Raw genomic sequence first — 17,395 nt, forward strand, 5'->3', positions numbered from 1 at the left:
TTTACCATACTAATAATTATTTACCGGAAGCAATTACAATGAAAGCAAGAAAGGTGAGACAGTGTTGTCTGCCTTTCGCGTTGAGCATTCTGATGTCTGCAACATTTTCAGTTCATGCTGAAGATGCGGCTGAGTCTGCGGCTCTTATTGCGAAAGGCAAGTATCTGGCTATTGCTGCGGACTGCGGAGCCTGCCATACCGCACCGAACCAGGGGAAGGAAATGTCAGGTGGCTATATTATTTCCTCGCCATTAGGAAATATTGTTGCCAGTAACATTACGCCATCAAAAACGGCTGGAATCGGTGATTATACCGAACAAGATTTTGCAAAGGCGGTTCGACAGGGAATAAATAAGCAGGGGAAACATCTTTATCCTGCTATGCCTTACACCTCATATGCAAAGATATCTGACCAAGATATTCACGCGTTGTATGCCTATTTTATGTACGGTGTAAAAGCAGACGATAATGTCCCGCAACAAACGGATTTACCGTTCCCATTTAATATTCGTTCAAGCATGTTCTTCTGGAATATGCTCTTTGCTGATAATAAACCGTTTATTCCAGCCAAAGATAAATCGGATGTTGTGAATCGCGGTGATTACCTGGTCAATGCGCTGGCGCACTGTGATACCTGCCATACGCCGCGCAATGCGCTGATGGGACAAAACAACGATCTGGCGCTTAGCGGTGGTAGCCTGGGCAGTTGGTACGCGCCGAATATCACACCGCATCAGCAGGCCGGCATCGGTAACTGGAGCGATGCACAGATCGCGCAATACCTCAAAACCGGCCATGTGGCAGACAAAGCGCAGGCCGCCGGCCCGATGGCAGAAGCCGTCGAGCACAGCTTACAGCATCTGTCCGATGAGGATATTCAGGCGATAGTCGCGTATCTGCGGCAAATTCCCGCCGTGGGTCAGGCCACGCATGCACCACGCGATCGTCTCGGCAAGCCCGCAACAGATGAAGCGGCACTGCGAGCGATGAAAAATCCTGATGCGGGCTGGCAGGTTTACGCCAGCTCTTGCGCTAACTGCCATCAGGCGGATGGTGCCGGCAATCAATTCTATCCGTCGTTGTTCCACAACACCGCCACCGGTGCGCCTCAAGCCGATAACCTCATCGCGACCATTGTCTATGGCGTACATCGCCAGGTTGATGGCAAAGACGTCGTCATGCCCGGTTTCGGACCGGATGGGTTATTTACCGATCGACTGACCGATCAGCAAATTGCCGACGTCAGTAACTATGTACTGAAAAATTTTGGTAATGCTCAGCTGGATGTGACGGCTGAACAGGTGAAAACCGTGCGTGAGGGCGGCGAACGTCCGTTGATCGCGCGTCTGGCGCAGCCTGCTGTCTGGGGCGGTGGCGCAGTCATCGTCATTATTTTACTGGTACTGCTGATTTCAATTTCGCGCAGGGGGAAAAACCATGGCGCATAATCTTTCCCGACGCCGTTTGCTGCAAGGAATGGGTGTTCTGTCACTCGGCGCACTGTGTAATTCGATTTTCCCTGCGCGGGCTTATGCCGCAGAACAGATGGCTGACAAGGGTTTTCTGAGCGTTTCACAGTTCCTCGTCAGTCGTCCGGTTGGCCCAATTCTGGGCCAGCGCTATTTCGAGGCGTTGATTCGCCATGATGCGCAATTCGCGCAAAAGCTCACTAGCCTGCAAACACTATTGCAGCAGCATAAGTTTGCCCATGTCGACGATTTTCTTGCCGCTTTCGGTGCGGATAACGCTGACTGGCAGACGGCAAAACGCATCATTTCGGCGTGGTACACCGGCGTTGTGGGTGACGGCAGCGATCTGGAGTTGATCGCTTATGCCGATGCGATGATGTACCTGCCGACCCGCGATATTCTGGTGGTGCCGACCTATGGCGGCGGGCCGTTCTATTGGGCAGTGACGCAAGATGGCAAAGTGGCAACCACAGGAGAAGGCGCATGAGTGCACAAAAAGTCGATGCCGATGTGATTATCATTGGCTCAGGCGTGATGGGCGGTTTAATTGCCTGCCAAATGGCGAAAGCCGGTAAATCGGTGATTATCCTTGAAGCAGGTCCGCGCGTATCACGTCAGGACATCGTCGAACGTTTCCGTAATTCCCCGTTCAAGATGTCGTTAACTAACATCAAATTGCAGGGCGTTGGCTCACCTTATCCCAATCCGCCCCATATTCCCTCCACCTACGGTGACTATTTGCAGCAGGTGGGGCCGGTCAAATATCCCACTAAATACCTGCGCGTGGTCGGTGGTACAACCTGGCACTTTGGATCCGCGTTGTGGCGGATGATCCCCAACGATTTCAAACTCAACACGCTATATGGACGGGGCCGCGATTGGCCATTTGGCTACGACGAGCTGGAGTCGTGGTATGGCAAAGCTGAACATGAGTTGGGCGTTTCAGGCGTCGATGGGCAAGATGAAAGTGGTCAGGGCGGCAAAGCCTGGCCGCCACGTTCTACGCCATTCCCAATGCCGGGGCTGCCAACCAGCTATTTGTTTGATCGTCTAACCGAGATGCTGGGTAAAGGCGGTTATAACCCGGTGCTGGAACCGAACGGCCGGGCTACTAAGCCATGGGGCAAACGCCCGATGTGTGGTGGCAATAATAACTGCAACCCCGTTTGCCCTATCGCCGCCAAATATGATGGCTCGATGCATATTGATGAGGCAGAACGGCTGGGTGCGAAGCTGCTGGATAACGCGGTGGTTTATCGTATTGAGGCGGCTGACGACGGTCAAATCACCGGCATTTGGTATAAAAAACCCGATGGTTCCGAGCACCATTTAACCGCTAACTATTTTGTGCTGGCGGCCTACGGCATTGAATCGCCCAAGCTGCTGTTGATGTCGACATCGGAGAAATATCCCAACGGTATTGCTAACTCTTCCGATCAGGTTGGACGTAATTTGATGGGCCATACCGGCATCAGTATGAACGTGATGATGTCGGAAGATGTGTGGCCTGGTCAGGGACCGACCGAATTGCTGGTGTATCTCAACAATCGTGATGGCGCATTCCGCAAGGATTTCCCCAGCTACAAGATCAAAGTGCGTAACACGGTGCCAACCGCCGATTACGCCGCGTCACTGATTGAAAAAGGGGTGCTGGGCTCCAAACTGGATGCTGAGATTCGCCGCCAATCAGCTCGCTCGCTGAACTTTGCGATTGATTTTGAAACCTTACCGCTGGCGGAAAACCGCGTTACGCCAAGTAAGACCAAAAAGGATGCGATTGGCATTCCGTTGCCGGAAATCTACTACAGCGTGACGGATTACTGGCACGCCGGTAAAGAGGCAGGCATCAAAGATTTTCACAGGTTTGCTGAGCTGCTGAATGCGGAGATATTGTCGATCGATACTAAGTTCCAGGATCGCCAACACATCATGGGAACGACCATTATGGGCGATGATCCGCACACCTCGGTGGTGGATCGTCACTGCCGCACGCACGATCATCCCAATATGTGGATTGCGGGTACCAGCGTGATGCCGTCGGCGTCCTGTATGAACCCGACGTTAACCGGAGCCGCGTTGAGCTTGCGTCTGGCCGATCATATGTTGCAGACCATGAAGACGCGTTGAAAAAGTAATATTGAAAACGGCGCGATTATCGCGTAATGCTCGTCAGTTAAGGAGCGCATTGGCTCTGCGGGGGTTACCTGGTCGCCATGAATGGCGCCCCTACAGGCGTTACAGCAATAGTGATTAAAAAATACGCATTGATGCTGCAGCGTGGGTGTTGAGGCGACATCCCAGCCCGCTGAACGAGTGAAGGATTCCAGGGCGAGCCGCAGGGGTGCGGCGAGAGGCGGCGCTGAGCAGGAGCGAATCGCCGCCGGTCCGTCAGTAATCGTGAGCGAGTGAAGGTACCGCGTAGCGGCGGGCTGGGCTGGCGCAGGGCCGCGGAGTGCAGAGGGCGCGGCCTGACGCCCTCTGCTCGGTCGCCGCACGGCATAGCTGAAACTGCCCCAGCCGATAGCGAACGAAAATCCCTCGGCGCTTACGCAATTATCGCGTCGTTTTTTTTAGGCTTTATTGGCAATTAATGTGCCTTTCAACCCATGGGGTTCCGAGCGCAGATACTGCGATGGGGCTTTGGCTTGCGCGCCCAATTCGGCGGCCGCATGCCACGGCCAGCGTGGGTTGTAAAGCACAGCGCGCGCCAGTGCAATCAAATCCGCATCGCCAACCTGTAGCGCTTGCTCAGCTTGCTGCGGTTCAGTGATCAATCCAACGCCAATCACCGGAATCTTTACCTGCGCGCGAATATCACGCGCAAACGGCAGTTGATAGCCGGGGCCGACAGAAATTGTCTGCTGCGGTGAGAGCCCCCCGCTGGAAACGTGAACGTAATCGCTGCCCGCCGCTTCGAGTTGCTGGCTAAAGATAATTGACTGCTCAACATCCCAGCCACCCTCTACCCAATCTGTTGCCGAGAGACGCACGCCAACGACCACCGACTCCGGCAAGGCACTACGCACTGCCTGGAACACTTCCAGAGGAAAACGCAGGCGATTTTCCAGCGAACCGCCATATTCATCCTCACGCTGGTTACTCAATGGAGACAGGAACTGATGCAGCAAATAGCCGTGAGCAGCATGCAGTTCGATCAATTGAATACCAAGTTTTGCGGCACGCTGTGCGCTATCAACGAAGGCATTTTTCAGGCGCTCAAGGCCCTGTTTAGTGAGTGCCACGGGCGCACGATCTTCAGGATTAAAGGCTTGCGCGGAAGGGGCGACGGTTTGCCAGCCGCCTTGCTCCAATGACAGTTGCTTGCCGCCTAACCAGGGTGCCGCGCAGGACGCTTTACGCCCGGCGTGGCCGAGTTGAATGCCAAACGGCATGTCAGAGTAAGGGCGGATATCTTCCAGTACGCTGCCCAGCGCCGCTTCTGTTGCATCGTCCCATAAGCCTAAATCGCCGGGAGAAATACGCCCGGCGGCTTCGACTGCCGTCGCCTCAATGATCAGTAAACCCGCACCGGAGAGCGCGAGTTGGCCGAGATGAATGCGGTGCCAGGCGCTGGCTTTACCCTCCTGCGCGGAATATTGGCACATCGGCGCAATCACGATGCGATTATCGAGGGTTAACTTACCCAGTTGCGTAGCATTAAACAGTAAACTCATTGAAACCTCATCAACAGTGGCTGGATGCCTTAAAGCTTAGGGCTAAAAGCGCATTTTGCAGTGGTCTATGAGTTTGAATGTTGTAGCAAAAAGTAAGTTAAGCGGAATGTGCCGCCGATCGCCAGCCGCGCGCGTTATCATTACCGGTGCGCACCGCCAGCGAGTATGCTGCACGCTGCGAACGTGCCATCACCTCTTTTTGATTGAGCTGGGTAAACTCGCCGTCACGCAACAGATAGGCACCATCGACAAACACATCACTCACTTCATGGCCGAGCGCAGAGTAGACCAGCGATGAAACCGGATGATGGATAGGCGTCATCGCCGGATGCGAAGTATCAACGATTACCACATCGGCGCGTTTACCTACCTCCAATGAACCCACCAGATGATCGAGACCAATTGCGCGGGCGCCATCAATAGTCGCCATCTCCAGCACTTTTTCCGCCGTCATAATGGTGGGATCGCGATGCACGCCTTTTTGCAGTAGCGCCGCAACTTTCATGGCCTGAAAAAGATTGTGATTGTTACTGCTGGCGGGGCCATCTGAACCTAAACCGACGGTTAAACCGGCTGCCAGCATCTCGGGAATCGGCGGTACGCCGGAAGCGAGATAGAGATTACTGCAGGGGTTGTGCGACACGCGCGTATCGTGATGCTTCAGCGCACGGATATCGCGCGAGTTGCACTGTACGCAATGTACCGCCAGCACATCTGGGCCGAGGAAGCCGATATCGCTGAGGAATTCGGTATCACTTGCCTGGAAGCGCAGCCTGGCCTGCTCGATCTCAAAATCGGTTTCTGCCACGTGCGTGGTGATCAGCACGCCGGTTTCATTCGCCAACTGGCGCGTGCCACGCAGGACTTTCTCATCCAGCGCCCAAATCATGCTGGGTGCCAGGCCGACTCTCACTCGACCCTCTAACTTGTGATAACGATTGATCACCTCGCGCGCATCGGCCAGCGCCTGTTCAGGCGTTTCAATGAGTTCAGTGGGAATGCCATGCTCTGCGCCGCTGGTAAGGAAACCACGACACACATGACCGCGAATGCCGCTGATTTCAAAGGCCTCGATCACTTTGGCAGTCAATCCCGGACGCGGATGCGCGTACATGAAATCGACTAGTGAGGTGACGCCAGAACGCAGCGACTCCATGCAACCGTGCAATGCGGCGGCATAAACATCCTCTTCGGTTAGTGCCACCGCGCTGGGTCCGGTCATGCAGGTAAACCATTTTTTCAGCACCATGTCATCGCCAAGACCTTTCAGCAGCGTCTGGAACAGATGCGTGTGCGTATTCACCATGCCCGGCATAATAATGCGTTCGCGACAGTCGATGATTTCCGCTTCCGGATAACGTTGCTGCAAGGCATCGCGCGTGCCGATGGCACCAATGTGATTGCCGTCAATTAGCAAACTGGCCTGTTCCAGAATCTCGCGCTGTGGATTCATGGTGATAACCCAGCCGTCGGCCAGCAGATAACTCATGATTCGCGCTCCAGTTGCTGTTGTAACTCGGCGGCATTGACCACAAAACCAAAACATTGCTGCACGTTATACAGCGTGGCATCACGGCAATAATCAGGCGAGGTGGTTGCGCTGCAATCTTCCAGCAGCAAACAGTCGTAACCGCGGAAGTTGGCGTCTTGTAAGGTGCAAAGCACGCATTGATCGACATTGACGCCAGCAAACAGCAGGGTGGTGACATTGAGATTACGCAGAATGCTGTCGAGCTCGCTGTCCTGAAAACCGGACATGCGGTATTTGTTGACGCGAATATCCTCGGCCGCAGGCGTCAGTTCGTCCACCACCTCCGCCGCCCAGCTGCCCGCCTGTAAAACAGGCGCACCGGAACCCGGCAGCGGATCGCCTAATCCCACGCCATCGCCGTTCGGGTTATAGACATGAAGCAACGCAGGACTGAGATTGAGTTTGTCGGCGCGATTGCCCCAGTTGAGCCAAATCACCGGCACCTCAGCGGCGCGCAACGTCGGCAACAGTGCTTGCAGCGGCGCAATCGGCGCGCGCGCTGGCGTGACGTCGACGCCGATATGCCCCAGCCAGCCTTCGGGATGGCAGAAGTCGTTCTGCATATCCACCACGATAATTGCGCTACGCTGCAGATCAAAAATCACGGCGCGGTCACGTGTTGTGAGCTGCACGGTGCGTGCCGCCTGCGTCGGGCGCCGCGTATCGACGACATGCGGTGAGACGCGCCACTGATTGTGTCGGCTGCTGCCTAAGACGTTTTCCGGCATATCAGGCTCCCGTTAATACGCGCAAATCTTCCGCATCTAACGTGACAGGGTCACCGCTGCGAATCAGTTCAGAAAAACCCTCATTTGGCGTCATCACCGTCAACGTATACAGCTTGCTGCTGCCGGTATTCCGAATGGCGTGGTCGTTGCCCGGATGCAGTAGCAGGGAGTCGCCTTTCCTGATGTCCAGCTCATCATCGTTGCAGCGCGCCACGCCTTCGCCGTGCAGCACATAGAAGAATTCGTGTGCGGTAGCGTGTTCATTGGGTGGCGTAGCGCCGCCGACGTTAAAGATCTCCACCACAAAGATGTTTTCAATGCCGTCTAACGGCTTGTCGAACAGAATGGCGAAGTAGTTGCTGCTATCCGGGCTGATACGGAACGCCTTAACATCCGCCAGATTGTTGAAACGAAACGATTTCACAAGTTATTCCTTTCGATAAGGCTGCGTTAACGCGCCGGGTTGCAAAGTGCGACCCACCACGCCGGACATCGCCAGAATGGTGAGCAGATAAGGCAGCGCCAGCAGCACCTGTGGCGGCAGCGTGTTTTCAAACAGCTGCAGCGAGAGCTGCAGGGCATCTGCGGCGCCAAAGATAAACGCGGCGACCAGCGCTTTTAGCGGGCTCCAGCGACCAAAGATGACAATAGCCAGCGCGATAAAACCCTGTCCGCTGACGATGTTGTCGCGAAACAGGCCGATCTGCGCAGTGACCAGATAGCTACCGGCCAAGCCGGCGCCCACGCAGGAGAACAGTACGCCCCACGTACGAATCTTTAACACGTTGAGTCCGGCGGCATGTGCGGCGCGGGGATTTTCGCCCACCGCACGCAACGACAAGCCAAAGCGAGTGTGAAACAGGCCGAAATGTGCCAGCACGGCCAGTAGCAAGGTGAGATAAAGCGGCAGCGGCTGCTGGAACAGGATCGGGCCAATAAACGGTAGCGAAGAGAGCAGCGGCACATGCCAGGGTTCCAGCATCGGAATGGTGGGAGAAGATTCATTGCCCATCACCAGCGCGTAAATCCAGGTGGCTAATCCTGCCGCCAGAATATTGAAAACGATGCCCACCACAATCTGGCTGGCATGGGCGCGCAGATAGAGCGCGGCCAGCACGCAGCCAACCAGCAATCCGCCGACGCCACCGGCGATAAAGCCCAGCGCAGTTGATCCGCTCTCGACCGCCATCATGTAGCTGGAAAGCGCGCCGAGCAGAATGGTGCCTTCAATGCCGATATTCAGTACGCCAGAGCGTTCGGCATAGATTTCGCCCAGCGCCGCCAGCAATACCGGACCGGCAAGTCGTACCGCCGCGGCCAGCCAGCTGACGAAAAAGGCGGTATTGAGATTCATCCACAGATTCATGATTGTTCCTCCGCCAACGGGCTGCGCGATTGACGACCGCCGGGCAGATTAATGCGGTAATAGCGCAACAGATCGCCCGCCAGAATCAGTAACACCACCAGACTTTGTAGTATCAGCACCACCGACGTGGGCAAACCGGTTTGGCGCTGCATGGCGCTGCCGCCCACTTCCAGTCCACCGTAGAGAATGGCCGTAGGGATCACCAACAGCGGATTGAGGCGCGCCAGCAAGGCCACCACGACGCCGATAAAGCCGACGCCACCGGAGATGCCTTCCATTAGGCGATGTTGCACGCCTAATACGGCGCACAATCCTGCCAGCGCGGCTAATCCGCCGCCGAGCAGCACCGCGCCCATTTGACGGCGATTGACATCAACGCCGCTGTAGCGCGCCGCGCGCGGATTAAGCCCCGCGATTTTGATTTCGAAACCGGCGGGCGTAGCACGCATCAGCCAGAAGACGAACACGGTGGCAACCAGCGCGATGGCGATGCCCCAATGTGCGCGCATACCGTTCATCACAAACGGCAGCCAACTCTCCACCGGCAAACGTGGCGTCTGCGGCAAATCGCCCGGCGCGCGCATCGGGCCGGAAACCAAATATTGCACGATGAACAGCGCAACATAGTTGGCCATCAGCGAAATTAGCACATCGTTGCCACCAAACTTCACCCGTAAGGCGCCAACCCAACCGGCCCAAATTGCCCCCGCGAGGAAGGCGGCGATCAGCACCAACGGCCAGTAGAGCAGCGCAGGAATCGCCCACGGAAATCCCTGCGGCGTACCGGAAAGGGCGATCCAGCTGGCCGCCGCGGCACCCAGCAGAAAACAGCCTTCAAAGCCGATATAACCGAGCCCGGCGCGCCACACCACGATGGTCGCCAGCGCAATCAGCATCAGCGGCGTGGACTGCACCAGGCTGAGACCGAAGCTGCGCAGCGAGCCAAAAGCGGCGTCAAACAGGAAACCATAAGCCGAGAGCGGATTGCCGCCAAAGGGGATAAACAGCAAACCGGCAATGATGAACGCCGCAAGGATGCCGCAAAAACTGGTTAGCACCAGCGCGCCTGTTGATTCCGCCGGCGCCAGACGACGCTCAAGCAGCTTCTTCATGGTTGCCTCCGGATTTTTTCAGGTGCGCGCCGGCCATCAGCTCGCCGAGGCGTTCCGGTGTGGCATCGACGGCGGCCATTTCACCGGCGATTTGGCCGCTGTACATCACCGCGATGCGATCGGAGAGATTGATGATTTCCTCCAGCTCGGCGGAGATCATGAGAATCGCGCAGCCGCGATCGCGCGCCGCCATCAAGCCTTGCCACACGCTCTCAATCGCGCCAACATCCAGCCCGCGCGTCGGCTGTTCAACGATCAGCACACTGGGATTGCTGGCCACTTCGCGTCCAAGAATCAGCTTTTGCAGGTTGCCGCCTGAGAGTTTGCCGGCTTCAAAATCGGCATCCGGCGTGCGGACCGCAAAGCGGGCGATGATGTCGCGCGCATGTTGGTTGATGCGCTGACGATCCAGTAACCAGCCGCCTGCGCGGGTAAAGGTGTGTTGGCGACCGAGCATGGCGTTATCGGTGATGGATAGATCGGTTACCGAACCGACGCCGCGGCGATCCGCCGGAATAAAGCTGATGCCTTTACTGCGACGCGTAGCGGGGGAATCGTCGCTGATGTCTTCACCATTGAGCAGAATGCGACCCGCTTCCAGTTCGCGCAGGTTGAGTAGCGCTTCCGCCAGCTCCGACTGACCGTTGCCTTCAACACCGGCGATGCCGAGGATTTCGCCCGCGGCGACGTTGAGCGAAACGCGCCAGATCTTCTGCTGTCCGCTGGCATCACGCACCGCGATACTCTCCACCTGCAATACGGTTTTACCGGGTTGGCACGGTGTTTTCTCCACGCGCAGTACCACATCGCGACCCACCATACGGCGCGCCAGATCGCGCTCCGACGTGTCTTTAATATCCACCGAATCAACCATTTTTCCGCCACGCATCACCGAAACATGATGGGCAATAGCCATGATTTCATACAGTTTGTGAGTGACGATCACTACCGAGCGGCCTTCAGCACATAGCGATTTGAGCGTAGCGAACAGCCCGGCTTTCTCTTGCGGCGTCAGCACCGCCGTCGGTTCATCGAGAATCAGTACCTGCGCATCTCGGTATAAAAGCTTGAGGATCTCCACGCGCTGCTGCACCCCAATCGGCAGATGCTGTACTTTCGCCCAGGGATCGATCGCCAGCCCGTGTTTGTCAGACAGCGCCTGCAAACGCGCCGCCGCTGCTTGCAGATTGAGTACGCCGCTGGCGCGCTCTTTCAGGCCCAACACCACGTTTTCCACCACGCTCATCGGCTGCACCAGCATAAATTCCTGATGCACCATGCCAATGCCGCAGGCAATGGCATCGCTGGGATCGCGAAAACGTTGCGCTTTGCCATCCACCACAATGCTGCCTTCATCGGCCTGATACAGACCATAGAGGATTTGCATCAACGTACTTTTGCCCGCGCCGTTTTCCCCCAGCAGCGCGTGGATTTCACCCGCTTTGATACTGAGCGAGACGTCATCATTTGCCACCACGCGCGCAAAGCGTTTGGTGATGTTGTTAAGCGCGACGCGGATGTTTGCCGTTGCTGTCATGATGGTTAAACCGTTGGCTTCAGCGCGCCGCTGTCGAGCTGCTGCCAAATCTGCTGGAAGGATGCCCAGGCGCTGGCGCTCACCAGTTTAGCGTTGTAATGCTCGCTTCCATTGACCACCGACCAGGCTTTGCCAACGGTTGGGTGCCATTCGTCGCCGCCTTTGAACGTTTTGTTCGCCACCGATTCGCCCACCTGTTCCACCATCCAGTCAAGATTCTGACGGAAGCTGCAGGCGACGTAAGCTGGCGCGACATCGCGCTGATCGACATAGCAGCCGATAGCTTTGACTTTCGCCGCTGCCGCGCCTTGCATTGCGCCGAGGCCAGTAACGTCCGCCGCATGCCAAATCACATCTGCGCCGTTACCAATCATGGTAGTGGCGGCTTCACGACCTTTGGCGGCATTGTCGTAATCGCCGGTCACCACGCCCATGCCTTTAATGCCCGGACGGGTTTTCTCGGCAGCCTGAATAAAGGCGCGCATCATGGCCAGCTGTGTGGGGTTATCGCCGCCGCCAACAAACCCTACCGCTTGACCTTTATCAGAGATCAGCGCAGCCAGCGCACCGGCCGCGTAAGCCCCTTGCAGATAGGCGAGGTTGACGTATTCCACGTTGCCCGGTGATTTTTCGCCGGGCTTGAAGGTTGAGGCGAAGAAGTAGGTATCAGGATATTCCGGCGCGATTTCGGCGAATGCCGAGCCGTATTCAAAGCTATGGCCGATGATCAGCTGGTAACCATCATCGGCATAGCCGCGGATGGTTTGATCCATCTGCGCCTGCGAGACGCTTTCGCTGTGCGCCACCGTAAACCCGGCTTTTTGCAGGCTTTGCAATCCGGCATACGCCAGTGAACTCCAGCCGCCATCGGCAACTGAGCCGGGCAGCAGCAGGGCGATTTTTATGCTGTTATTCGCCGCCAATGCGTTGCGCGACAGCATCGGTGCCAGCGCGGGTAACAACAGCGCGCCAGCCACTAACTTCGCAAACTTTCTGCGGGATACGTCTGCCATCATGTGTTCTCCTGGTGTGGTTTTGATGTATTAATCACCCGAAGAGCATTATCTTAAAAGCATCATTTTTAGCACTTACCGATGCCTAAAAGGCAACGCAGGGGAAATATGCTGCAACATCGTTTGTTTGTGTATATCGATCAGGTGGCGCGCAGCGGTTCGATTCGCAAAGCGGCCGAGCGTCTGCACATCTCCGCTTCAGCAATTAACCGCCAGTTGATTGCGTTGGAAGAGGAGCTGGGCACGCCGCTTTTTCAACGTTTGCCGCGCAAAATGATCCTTACCGCCGCCGGCGAAGCGTTGATTCATCATGTGCGACAGAGTTTTAAAGAGATTGAAATCGCGCAGATGAAAATCGAAGAGTTGAAAGGGCTGCGACGTGGTGAAGTCACGGTGGCGATGATGAGCGGATTAGCGGCAAACCTGATTCCTCGCGTGGCATTGGAGTTTCGCCGCGCCAATCCGCGGGTGAAATTGCTGCTGCAACAGCTCACTACCGGCGAAAATATCACTAATGCCGTTGCCAGCGGTGAGGCAGATTTGGGCATTGGTTTTGATTTTGATTTGCAGCCGGTGCATCGCAACATCGCCAGCGTGCCGGTGCGGTTGGGCGCGGTGGTGGGCGCGGGGCATCCGCTGGCCGAGAAATCGAGCTTGCGTTTGAGTGATTGTTTGCCGTACCCAGTGGTGATCGCTGACAAATCAATGGTGATTCGACCATACCTGAATGAAGTGTTTGCGCGCGCCTCGATCAATTTGCAGCCGGTGATTGAAACCAATTCGATCGAGGTGATGCGCCAGTCGGCGATGATGGATCAAACGCTGACATTTCTTACGCCGATCGATATTGAATCCGACCAGCGCAGCGGCAGGTTGATCTATATTCCAGTGCGCGAGCTGGCGCAGCACACGCAAACGCTGATGCTGATCGGCCACGATCGTGGTACCAGCGCGATTGGGAGTGTGTTCGCAGAAACCATCAAAGGGATGATGTCGGAATTACGCTGACAGTTTGCGCCATTAGCTGATAGTGCGCGCAATAAGCTGAAAGTTCGCGCAATAAGCTGACAGTTCGCGCAATAAATTGCGCCGCTACGGTTTGTGCGGCAATGAATATACCCACGGGTTTCGTCGCAGCGCAATGTATGACGCATCCGTAACGGTGCGATTTATCGCGCGTCCGTAACAGCGCAATGTATGACACATCCGTAGCGGCGCGATTTATCGCGCGTCTTGGTAAGCTGTACGATCGGTCAGGAAATGAATATCGAAGTTCTGCACTTCGCGCGCCAGTTTCAGAAGCGCATGTGCGGCACGATCGGTCGCAATGGCTCCACGCTCCGCATCGGCGGCGGCGGCATTGCCGGTGGTGCCGGAAAGATGCAGATCTTGCGCCATCCAGCCAAAACCAATGCCACCTTCAGGGGTTAAAATGCCGCCGGTTGCTTCCAGTGCGACCGAAGCTGATACGAAATCGTCCGCATGTTGCATCTGCACCAATTCAGGATGCAAGTGCAACATCATGCTGGTCTCCGATTCCCCACCGTGAATGCCATGATTAAGCTCATGTGCGCTATACAGGTCAGAAGCATCAATGGTACGAAACCAGCTGGCGCTAACGGCAAACATCCCCAATTCAATGCGCAGCTGGCGACACACCATCTCCATTAGCTGCGGTTGGCCGCCGTGCGAGTTCCAGAAAATCAGTTTACGAATTCCCGCGCGCCAGGCGCTTTTGGCGACCTCAAACCACACTTTGCCCAGTACCTCATAAGGCAGCGAAAGGGTGCCGGGATAGGCAAGATGTTCGTCCGATTTGCCAATTGGCAGCGCGGGCATCACCAGCAGCGGAAAATCGTCGGGCTTGAGTTCAACAGCACGCTGGATAATGCCCGCGTTGATAGCTGCATCCACACGCACGGGCAGATGCGGGCCATGTTGTTCCACCGCACCAATCGGCAGTATGGCGACGATACTCGCCATATCCAGTTCACTGAATTCTCGCGTTGAAAGATCCCACCACCAGGGCGAAGACGGCATGAGCATGTTTACCTCCATTTTTTTTCCACCTTAACGGGTTGGACGTGCAATGGAAGCAACAAAATTCGTACTGAGCGTTGCTTTTTAGGCAGCGCAACGTCCTTAGCGACACGATTCATTGCGCAATAAATTGCGCCGCTAAGATACGTGAAAGTTGTCCAGACTAAAGGTTCTCCTGCTCGATGCTGGTCAGCAGCGCATTCTGAATAATTCGCTGGGCTTTAAGCGGGTTTTGCTCACGCTGAGCGTCCTGCAACGCGGCGATATCCAGCTTATCCAGCGCGCGATAGATGTGTTTGAGGAAGCGAATCGATAGATTGGCCGCTTCGACATGATCTTCACGGAACGGGAATTGATCGAGCTGCCACACGCCGTCCCAGTTGTTGATCTTCAACACATAGAAGAACTCAAAAATCTCGGTCATGTGTACGGTGCCGACGACCAGATCGTCATCCCAGCCGCGCAGGTTGTCGTTGACGTCCATGCCAAACAGACGTCCGCGATCGATGATCAGCTGAGCGGAATCCGCCGGGGATTCGCCCGCAAACAGCGCATGGCCGAAATCGAGTAGCACACCAACATTATCCAAACCAATGTCCTCAATGCCGAGCAAGGTGCGCGCAGCTGAATCCCAGGTCATTTTTACGCGCGGTTCACGCGGTTTATATTCGATAGCAAATTTGACGTCAGGATTAGCACTCGCCAATTCGCGCATGCCGTCAACCGCCATCTTCCACAGGTTTTTGTGATCGACCTGGAACGGATAATCCCAGCCGTCCTGACCTGGCCAGACTTTAACGTAATTAGCGCCCAACTCCCGCACCACGGTGGCGGCTTCGTGCATCAATTCAAACGCCTGTTTACGGATAGCGGCGTCGGGATTGGTAAAGGCACCGCGTGAAAAACGGCGCAGATAAATTTCGGGTGTCACGCCGATGGCTTTCAATCCGTTATCGGCCAGCGCTTGTTTTACCTGCGCGACAGTTACCCCTTCGGTAAACGGATAGGGCACATCAACGTAAGAGAGGTCTTCAACGCTGCCCGCAAGTTTGATTTGATCCAGGGTGCTGAGCGCCGGGCCATACCCGTCTACGGCGTAGCGATCGATATAGTTGGCAAAGTGCCACAAGCCGGCACCGAATTTCGGATACGTGTAGGAACTCATTCGACTTTCTCCTCAGAGGTTTGATGTTTGAATATATATTCATTGTTGGTTATATATTCCATTCTGCGCCTCCCCCTGCGCTGTTAACCAGCAATGAATGGTGAAAATGCAACCGTAATCACACAATTACTTAGCCCCACTAAGACGGAGCAATTGCGCACTTTTAGGGCAGAGCGTGCACCATCAGCTGACTTTTTGAGCCGTTTTTACTCTCTTTCATCTCACCGCCACATTGGCAACGCAGGGGCGATAGCGGGAAAAAAGGCCGTAATACTCTGGTAATAAGAAATATTGCTAGCAATAAAGCTAGTGTGGCATGCCGTTTGCTTTGCTCCTTATATCGCAAGACGTGTGTTCATCAGGAGGCCGTTATGTCATCGCCGCAGGTCATCTGGGATATCGCTAGCCATCAGCGCTATACCTACTGCTCAATTGAACATCAAATATCGCCAGCGTGGCCAAAGGGCAAAGGCCTGGCGCTCTATATCGCAATGAATCTGGAGCATTTTGCTTTTGGTTTACCGGAAGGGGCGAAATTGTCTCAGGGCGCGAATCGTCTCGACGTATTGAACTACGCGTGGCGCGACTACGGTAATCGGGTGGGCGGTTGGTATTTGGCCGATTTGTTTGCCGAACTTGGCATTCCGCCGGCGGTAATCGCCAACACCGCAATCATCGATTATTGTCCGCAATTGCTGGACCGCTGGTTGAGCCTGCCCGGTAGCGAACTGATTGGCCACGGTCATACCAACTCGCAACGTCAGGGTGAGCTGAGCCGTGAAGATGAATGCGCATTGATTGCTCGCTGCCAGCAGCGACTCACTGCCTATCAGCAGCGCCCGGTCGCGGGTTGGCTGTCGCCGTGGATTTCCGAAAGCCTCGACACGCCGGATTTACTGCGTCAAAACGGCTTCAGCTACACCCTAAACTGGGCACATGACGACCGTCCGGTTGCGCTGCAAACCTCTCATGGCGATCTGCTGTCGGTGCCTTATCCGCAGGAGATCAACGATATTCCTACCATCATCCCCAATGGCACCTCGATTGAGACGTTCTGCAGCATGATGGAAAGCCAGTTCATGGAAATGAAACAGCGCGCCGAGCAGCGCCCACAGGTCATGGGCATTGCGTTGCATCCCTACATTGTGGGGCAGCCTTTCCGGTTGCATCACTTGCGGCAGACGCTGAAGACGATCATTGCGCAGTGTGAGGACGTATGGATTACCACGCCGGGTGAGATTGCCGCCCATTCACTGAGCCTTTCTGCACCCACAAATAATGTATCGACGGGAGAGCAAGTATGTCCGTAGTACCAGAAGAAGTAGAGATTGTGAAAGCGTTTCTGGCCGCCTCAATGGCGCCGGATCCTGACAGAGCCGCGGCGCTAATGTCGCAGGATGTGGTCATCACCTTTACCGGTAAGCGCGTGATGCCAAGCGTTCACGGCGTAACCGCCTTCAACGCCGCCCGCTATCAGTGGGTAAAAAAACAGCTGGGTGAGTTTGACTGGATGGAGAAACGCCCTGGTCACGTGGTGGTGTACTGCACCGGTTTCCTCTACGGCGTATGGCCGGATGGACGTGAGTTCGCCGGCAATCGCTACCTCGACCGCTATGAAGTAATAGAAGGGCGCATCACCAAAATGGACGTGTGGAACGACAGCGCAGAGTGGATTCTGACGCCAGAACTGAATCAACTGTCACATTAATAGCAAACACATGAACTGGTATTGGCTTTGCATGTATTGCTAGCAATAACCC

16 protein-coding genes are annotated in these 17,395 nt (G+C 55.5%); 6 read left to right on the top strand and 10 right to left on the bottom strand.

From position 1 onward, the window contains the following. Positions 1-38 precede the first annotated feature (38 nt). Genes AC6I8K_RS20575 through AC6I8K_RS20585 form a run of 3 tightly spaced genes read left to right on the top strand, consistent with a single transcriptional unit; the run spans position 39 to position 3,596 of the window. On the top strand, positions 39-1,448 hold the full coding sequence (locus tag AC6I8K_RS20575; RefSeq protein ID WP_497827461.1) for a c-type cytochrome: 1,410 nt from the start codon (positions 39-41) through the stop codon (positions 1,446-1,448). Continuing rightward, positions 1,438-1,956, top strand: coding sequence for a sugar dehydrogenase complex small subunit (locus AC6I8K_RS20580; RefSeq protein ID WP_497827462.1), 519 nt, complete (start codon positions 1,438-1,440; stop codon positions 1,954-1,956). The genes AC6I8K_RS20575 and AC6I8K_RS20580 overlap by 11 nt, the downstream gene beginning before the upstream one ends. Next, positions 1,953-3,596 carry a GMC family oxidoreductase gene (locus AC6I8K_RS20585; RefSeq protein ID WP_497827463.1) on the top strand — a complete coding sequence of 548 codons (1,644 nt, stop codon included), beginning with the start codon at positions 1,953-1,955 and terminating at the stop codon, positions 3,594-3,596. The genes AC6I8K_RS20580 and AC6I8K_RS20585 overlap by 4 nt, the downstream gene beginning before the upstream one ends. A 443-nt stretch (positions 3,597-4,039) precedes the next feature. Here the strand turns inward: AC6I8K_RS20585 and AC6I8K_RS20590 are convergent, their stop codons facing one another. The 8 genes from AC6I8K_RS20590 to AC6I8K_RS20625 all read right to left on the bottom strand — a co-directional run bounded on the left by AC6I8K_RS20590 (position 4,040) and on the right by AC6I8K_RS20625 (position 12,433). Then, positions 4,040-5,143, bottom strand: a complete 1,104-nt coding sequence (locus AC6I8K_RS20590) for an NADH:flavin oxidoreductase/NADH oxidase (protein ID WP_497827464.1) — start codon at positions 5,141-5,143, stop codon at positions 4,040-4,042. Between the two features lie 97 nt (positions 5,144-5,240). Further along, the gene (locus AC6I8K_RS20595; RefSeq protein ID WP_497827465.1) at positions 5,241-6,632 is read right to left on the bottom strand and encodes an amidohydrolase family protein; all 1,392 of its coding nucleotides are present in this window, start codon (positions 6,630-6,632) and stop codon (positions 5,241-5,243) included. Beyond that, the gene (locus tag AC6I8K_RS20600) at positions 6,629-7,402 is read right to left on the bottom strand and encodes a cysteine hydrolase family protein (protein ID WP_064740042.1); all 774 of its coding nucleotides are present in this window, start codon (positions 7,400-7,402) and stop codon (positions 6,629-6,631) included. The genes AC6I8K_RS20595 and AC6I8K_RS20600 overlap by 4 nt, the downstream gene beginning before the upstream one ends. A 1-nt stretch (position 7,403) precedes the next feature. Further along, positions 7,404-7,826 (bottom strand): cupin domain-containing protein, encoded by a 423-nt coding sequence (locus AC6I8K_RS20605; RefSeq protein WP_064740041.1) that lies wholly within the window; start codon positions 7,824-7,826, stop codon positions 7,404-7,406. A 3-nt stretch (positions 7,827-7,829) separates the two neighbouring features. Continuing rightward, positions 7,830-8,768 carry an ABC transporter permease gene (locus AC6I8K_RS20610; protein ID WP_497827466.1) on the bottom strand — a complete coding sequence of 313 codons (939 nt, stop codon included), beginning with the start codon at positions 8,766-8,768 and terminating at the stop codon, positions 7,830-7,832. Further along, positions 8,765-9,880, bottom strand: coding sequence for an ABC transporter permease (locus AC6I8K_RS20615; protein ID WP_497827467.1), 1,116 nt, complete (start codon positions 9,878-9,880; stop codon positions 8,765-8,767). Before AC6I8K_RS20615 ends, AC6I8K_RS20610 begins: the two co-directional genes overlap by 4 nt. Continuing rightward, positions 9,864-11,417 carry an ABC transporter ATP-binding protein gene (locus tag AC6I8K_RS20620; RefSeq protein ID WP_497827468.1) on the bottom strand — a complete coding sequence of 518 codons (1,554 nt, stop codon included), beginning with the start codon at positions 11,415-11,417 and terminating at the stop codon, positions 9,864-9,866. The genes AC6I8K_RS20615 and AC6I8K_RS20620 overlap by 17 nt, the downstream gene beginning before the upstream one ends. A 5-nt stretch (positions 11,418-11,422) precedes the next feature. Continuing rightward, a complete protein-coding gene (locus AC6I8K_RS20625; protein WP_497827469.1) occupies positions 11,423-12,433 on the bottom strand; it encodes a BMP family protein in 1,011 nt (336 codons plus the stop codon). A 105-nt stretch (positions 12,434-12,538) separates the two neighbouring features. On the opposite strand from AC6I8K_RS20625, the gene AC6I8K_RS20630 reads away from it, so the two are divergent. Next, a complete protein-coding gene (locus AC6I8K_RS20630; RefSeq protein WP_064740037.1) occupies positions 12,539-13,438 on the top strand; it encodes a LysR family transcriptional regulator in 900 nt (299 codons plus the stop codon). 213 nt (positions 13,439-13,651) lie between these two features. On the opposite strand, the gene AC6I8K_RS20635 is transcribed toward AC6I8K_RS20630, so the two are convergent. Continuing rightward, positions 13,652-14,476, bottom strand: coding sequence for a creatininase family protein (locus AC6I8K_RS20635; protein WP_497827470.1), 825 nt, complete (start codon positions 14,474-14,476; stop codon positions 13,652-13,654). A 157-nt stretch (positions 14,477-14,633) separates the two neighbouring features. Continuing rightward, positions 14,634-15,635 carry a sugar phosphate isomerase/epimerase family protein gene (locus AC6I8K_RS20640; RefSeq protein WP_064740036.1) on the bottom strand — a complete coding sequence of 334 codons (1,002 nt, stop codon included), beginning with the start codon at positions 15,633-15,635 and terminating at the stop codon, positions 14,634-14,636. Positions 15,636-16,006: 371 nt separating this feature from the next. On the opposite strand from AC6I8K_RS20640, the gene AC6I8K_RS20645 reads away from it, so the two are divergent. Continuing rightward, positions 16,007-16,945 carry a polysaccharide deacetylase family protein gene (locus AC6I8K_RS20645; protein WP_497827471.1) on the top strand — a complete coding sequence of 313 codons (939 nt, stop codon included), beginning with the start codon at positions 16,007-16,009 and terminating at the stop codon, positions 16,943-16,945. Further along, positions 16,936-17,343, top strand: coding sequence for a nuclear transport factor 2 family protein (locus AC6I8K_RS20650; RefSeq protein ID WP_497827472.1), 408 nt, complete (start codon positions 16,936-16,938; stop codon positions 17,341-17,343). The genes AC6I8K_RS20645 and AC6I8K_RS20650 overlap by 10 nt, the downstream gene beginning before the upstream one ends. Positions 17,344-17,395 lie beyond the last annotated feature (52 nt).

It is taken from the genome of Pantoea sp. X-Soil-ISGK-421 (assembly GCF_059730785.1).

Excerpts from the sequence above, each read along its gene's own strand:
- AC6I8K_RS20630 (WP_064740037.1), top strand. The coding sequence starts at position 12,539 with ATGCTGCAACATCGTTTGTTTGTGTATATCGATCAGGTGGCGCGCAGC.
- AC6I8K_RS20580 (WP_497827462.1), top strand. The coding sequence starts at position 1,438 with ATGGCGCATAATCTTTCCCGACGCCGTTTGCTGCAAGGAATGGGTGTT.
- AC6I8K_RS20575 (WP_497827461.1), top strand. The coding sequence starts at position 39 with ATGAAAGCAAGAAAGGTGAGACAGTGTTGTCTGCCTTTCGCGTTGAGC.
- AC6I8K_RS20585 (WP_497827463.1), top strand. The coding sequence starts at position 1,953 with ATGAGTGCACAAAAAGTCGATGCCGATGTGATTATCATTGGCTCAGGC.
- AC6I8K_RS20640 (WP_064740036.1), bottom strand. The coding sequence starts at position 15,635 with ATGAGTTCCTACACGTATCCGAAATTCGGTGCCGGCTTGTGGCACTTT.
- AC6I8K_RS20615 (WP_497827467.1), bottom strand. The coding sequence starts at position 9,880 with ATGAAGAAGCTGCTTGAGCGTCGTCTGGCGCCGGCGGAATCAACAGGC.
- AC6I8K_RS20645 (WP_497827471.1), top strand. The coding sequence starts at position 16,007 with ATGTCATCGCCGCAGGTCATCTGGGATATCGCTAGCCATCAGCGCTAT.
- AC6I8K_RS20625 (WP_497827469.1), bottom strand. The coding sequence starts at position 12,433 with ATGATGGCAGACGTATCCCGCAGAAAGTTTGCGAAGTTAGTGGCTGGC.
- AC6I8K_RS20595 (WP_497827465.1), bottom strand. The coding sequence starts at position 6,632 with ATGAGTTATCTGCTGGCCGACGGCTGGGTTATCACCATGAATCCACAG.
- AC6I8K_RS20650 (WP_497827472.1), top strand. The coding sequence starts at position 16,936 with ATGTCCGTAGTACCAGAAGAAGTAGAGATTGTGAAAGCGTTTCTGGCC.
- AC6I8K_RS20620 (WP_497827468.1), bottom strand. The coding sequence starts at position 11,417 with ATGACAGCAACGGCAAACATCCGCGTCGCGCTTAACAACATCACCAAA.
- AC6I8K_RS20590 (WP_497827464.1), bottom strand. The coding sequence starts at position 5,143 with ATGAGTTTACTGTTTAATGCTACGCAACTGGGTAAGTTAACCCTCGAT.
- AC6I8K_RS20600 (WP_064740042.1), bottom strand. The coding sequence starts at position 7,402 with ATGCCGGAAAACGTCTTAGGCAGCAGCCGACACAATCAGTGGCGCGTC.
- AC6I8K_RS20610 (WP_497827466.1), bottom strand. The coding sequence starts at position 8,768 with ATGAATCTGTGGATGAATCTCAATACCGCCTTTTTCGTCAGCTGGCTG.
- AC6I8K_RS20635 (WP_497827470.1), bottom strand. The coding sequence starts at position 14,476 with ATGCTCATGCCGTCTTCGCCCTGGTGGTGGGATCTTTCAACGCGAGAA.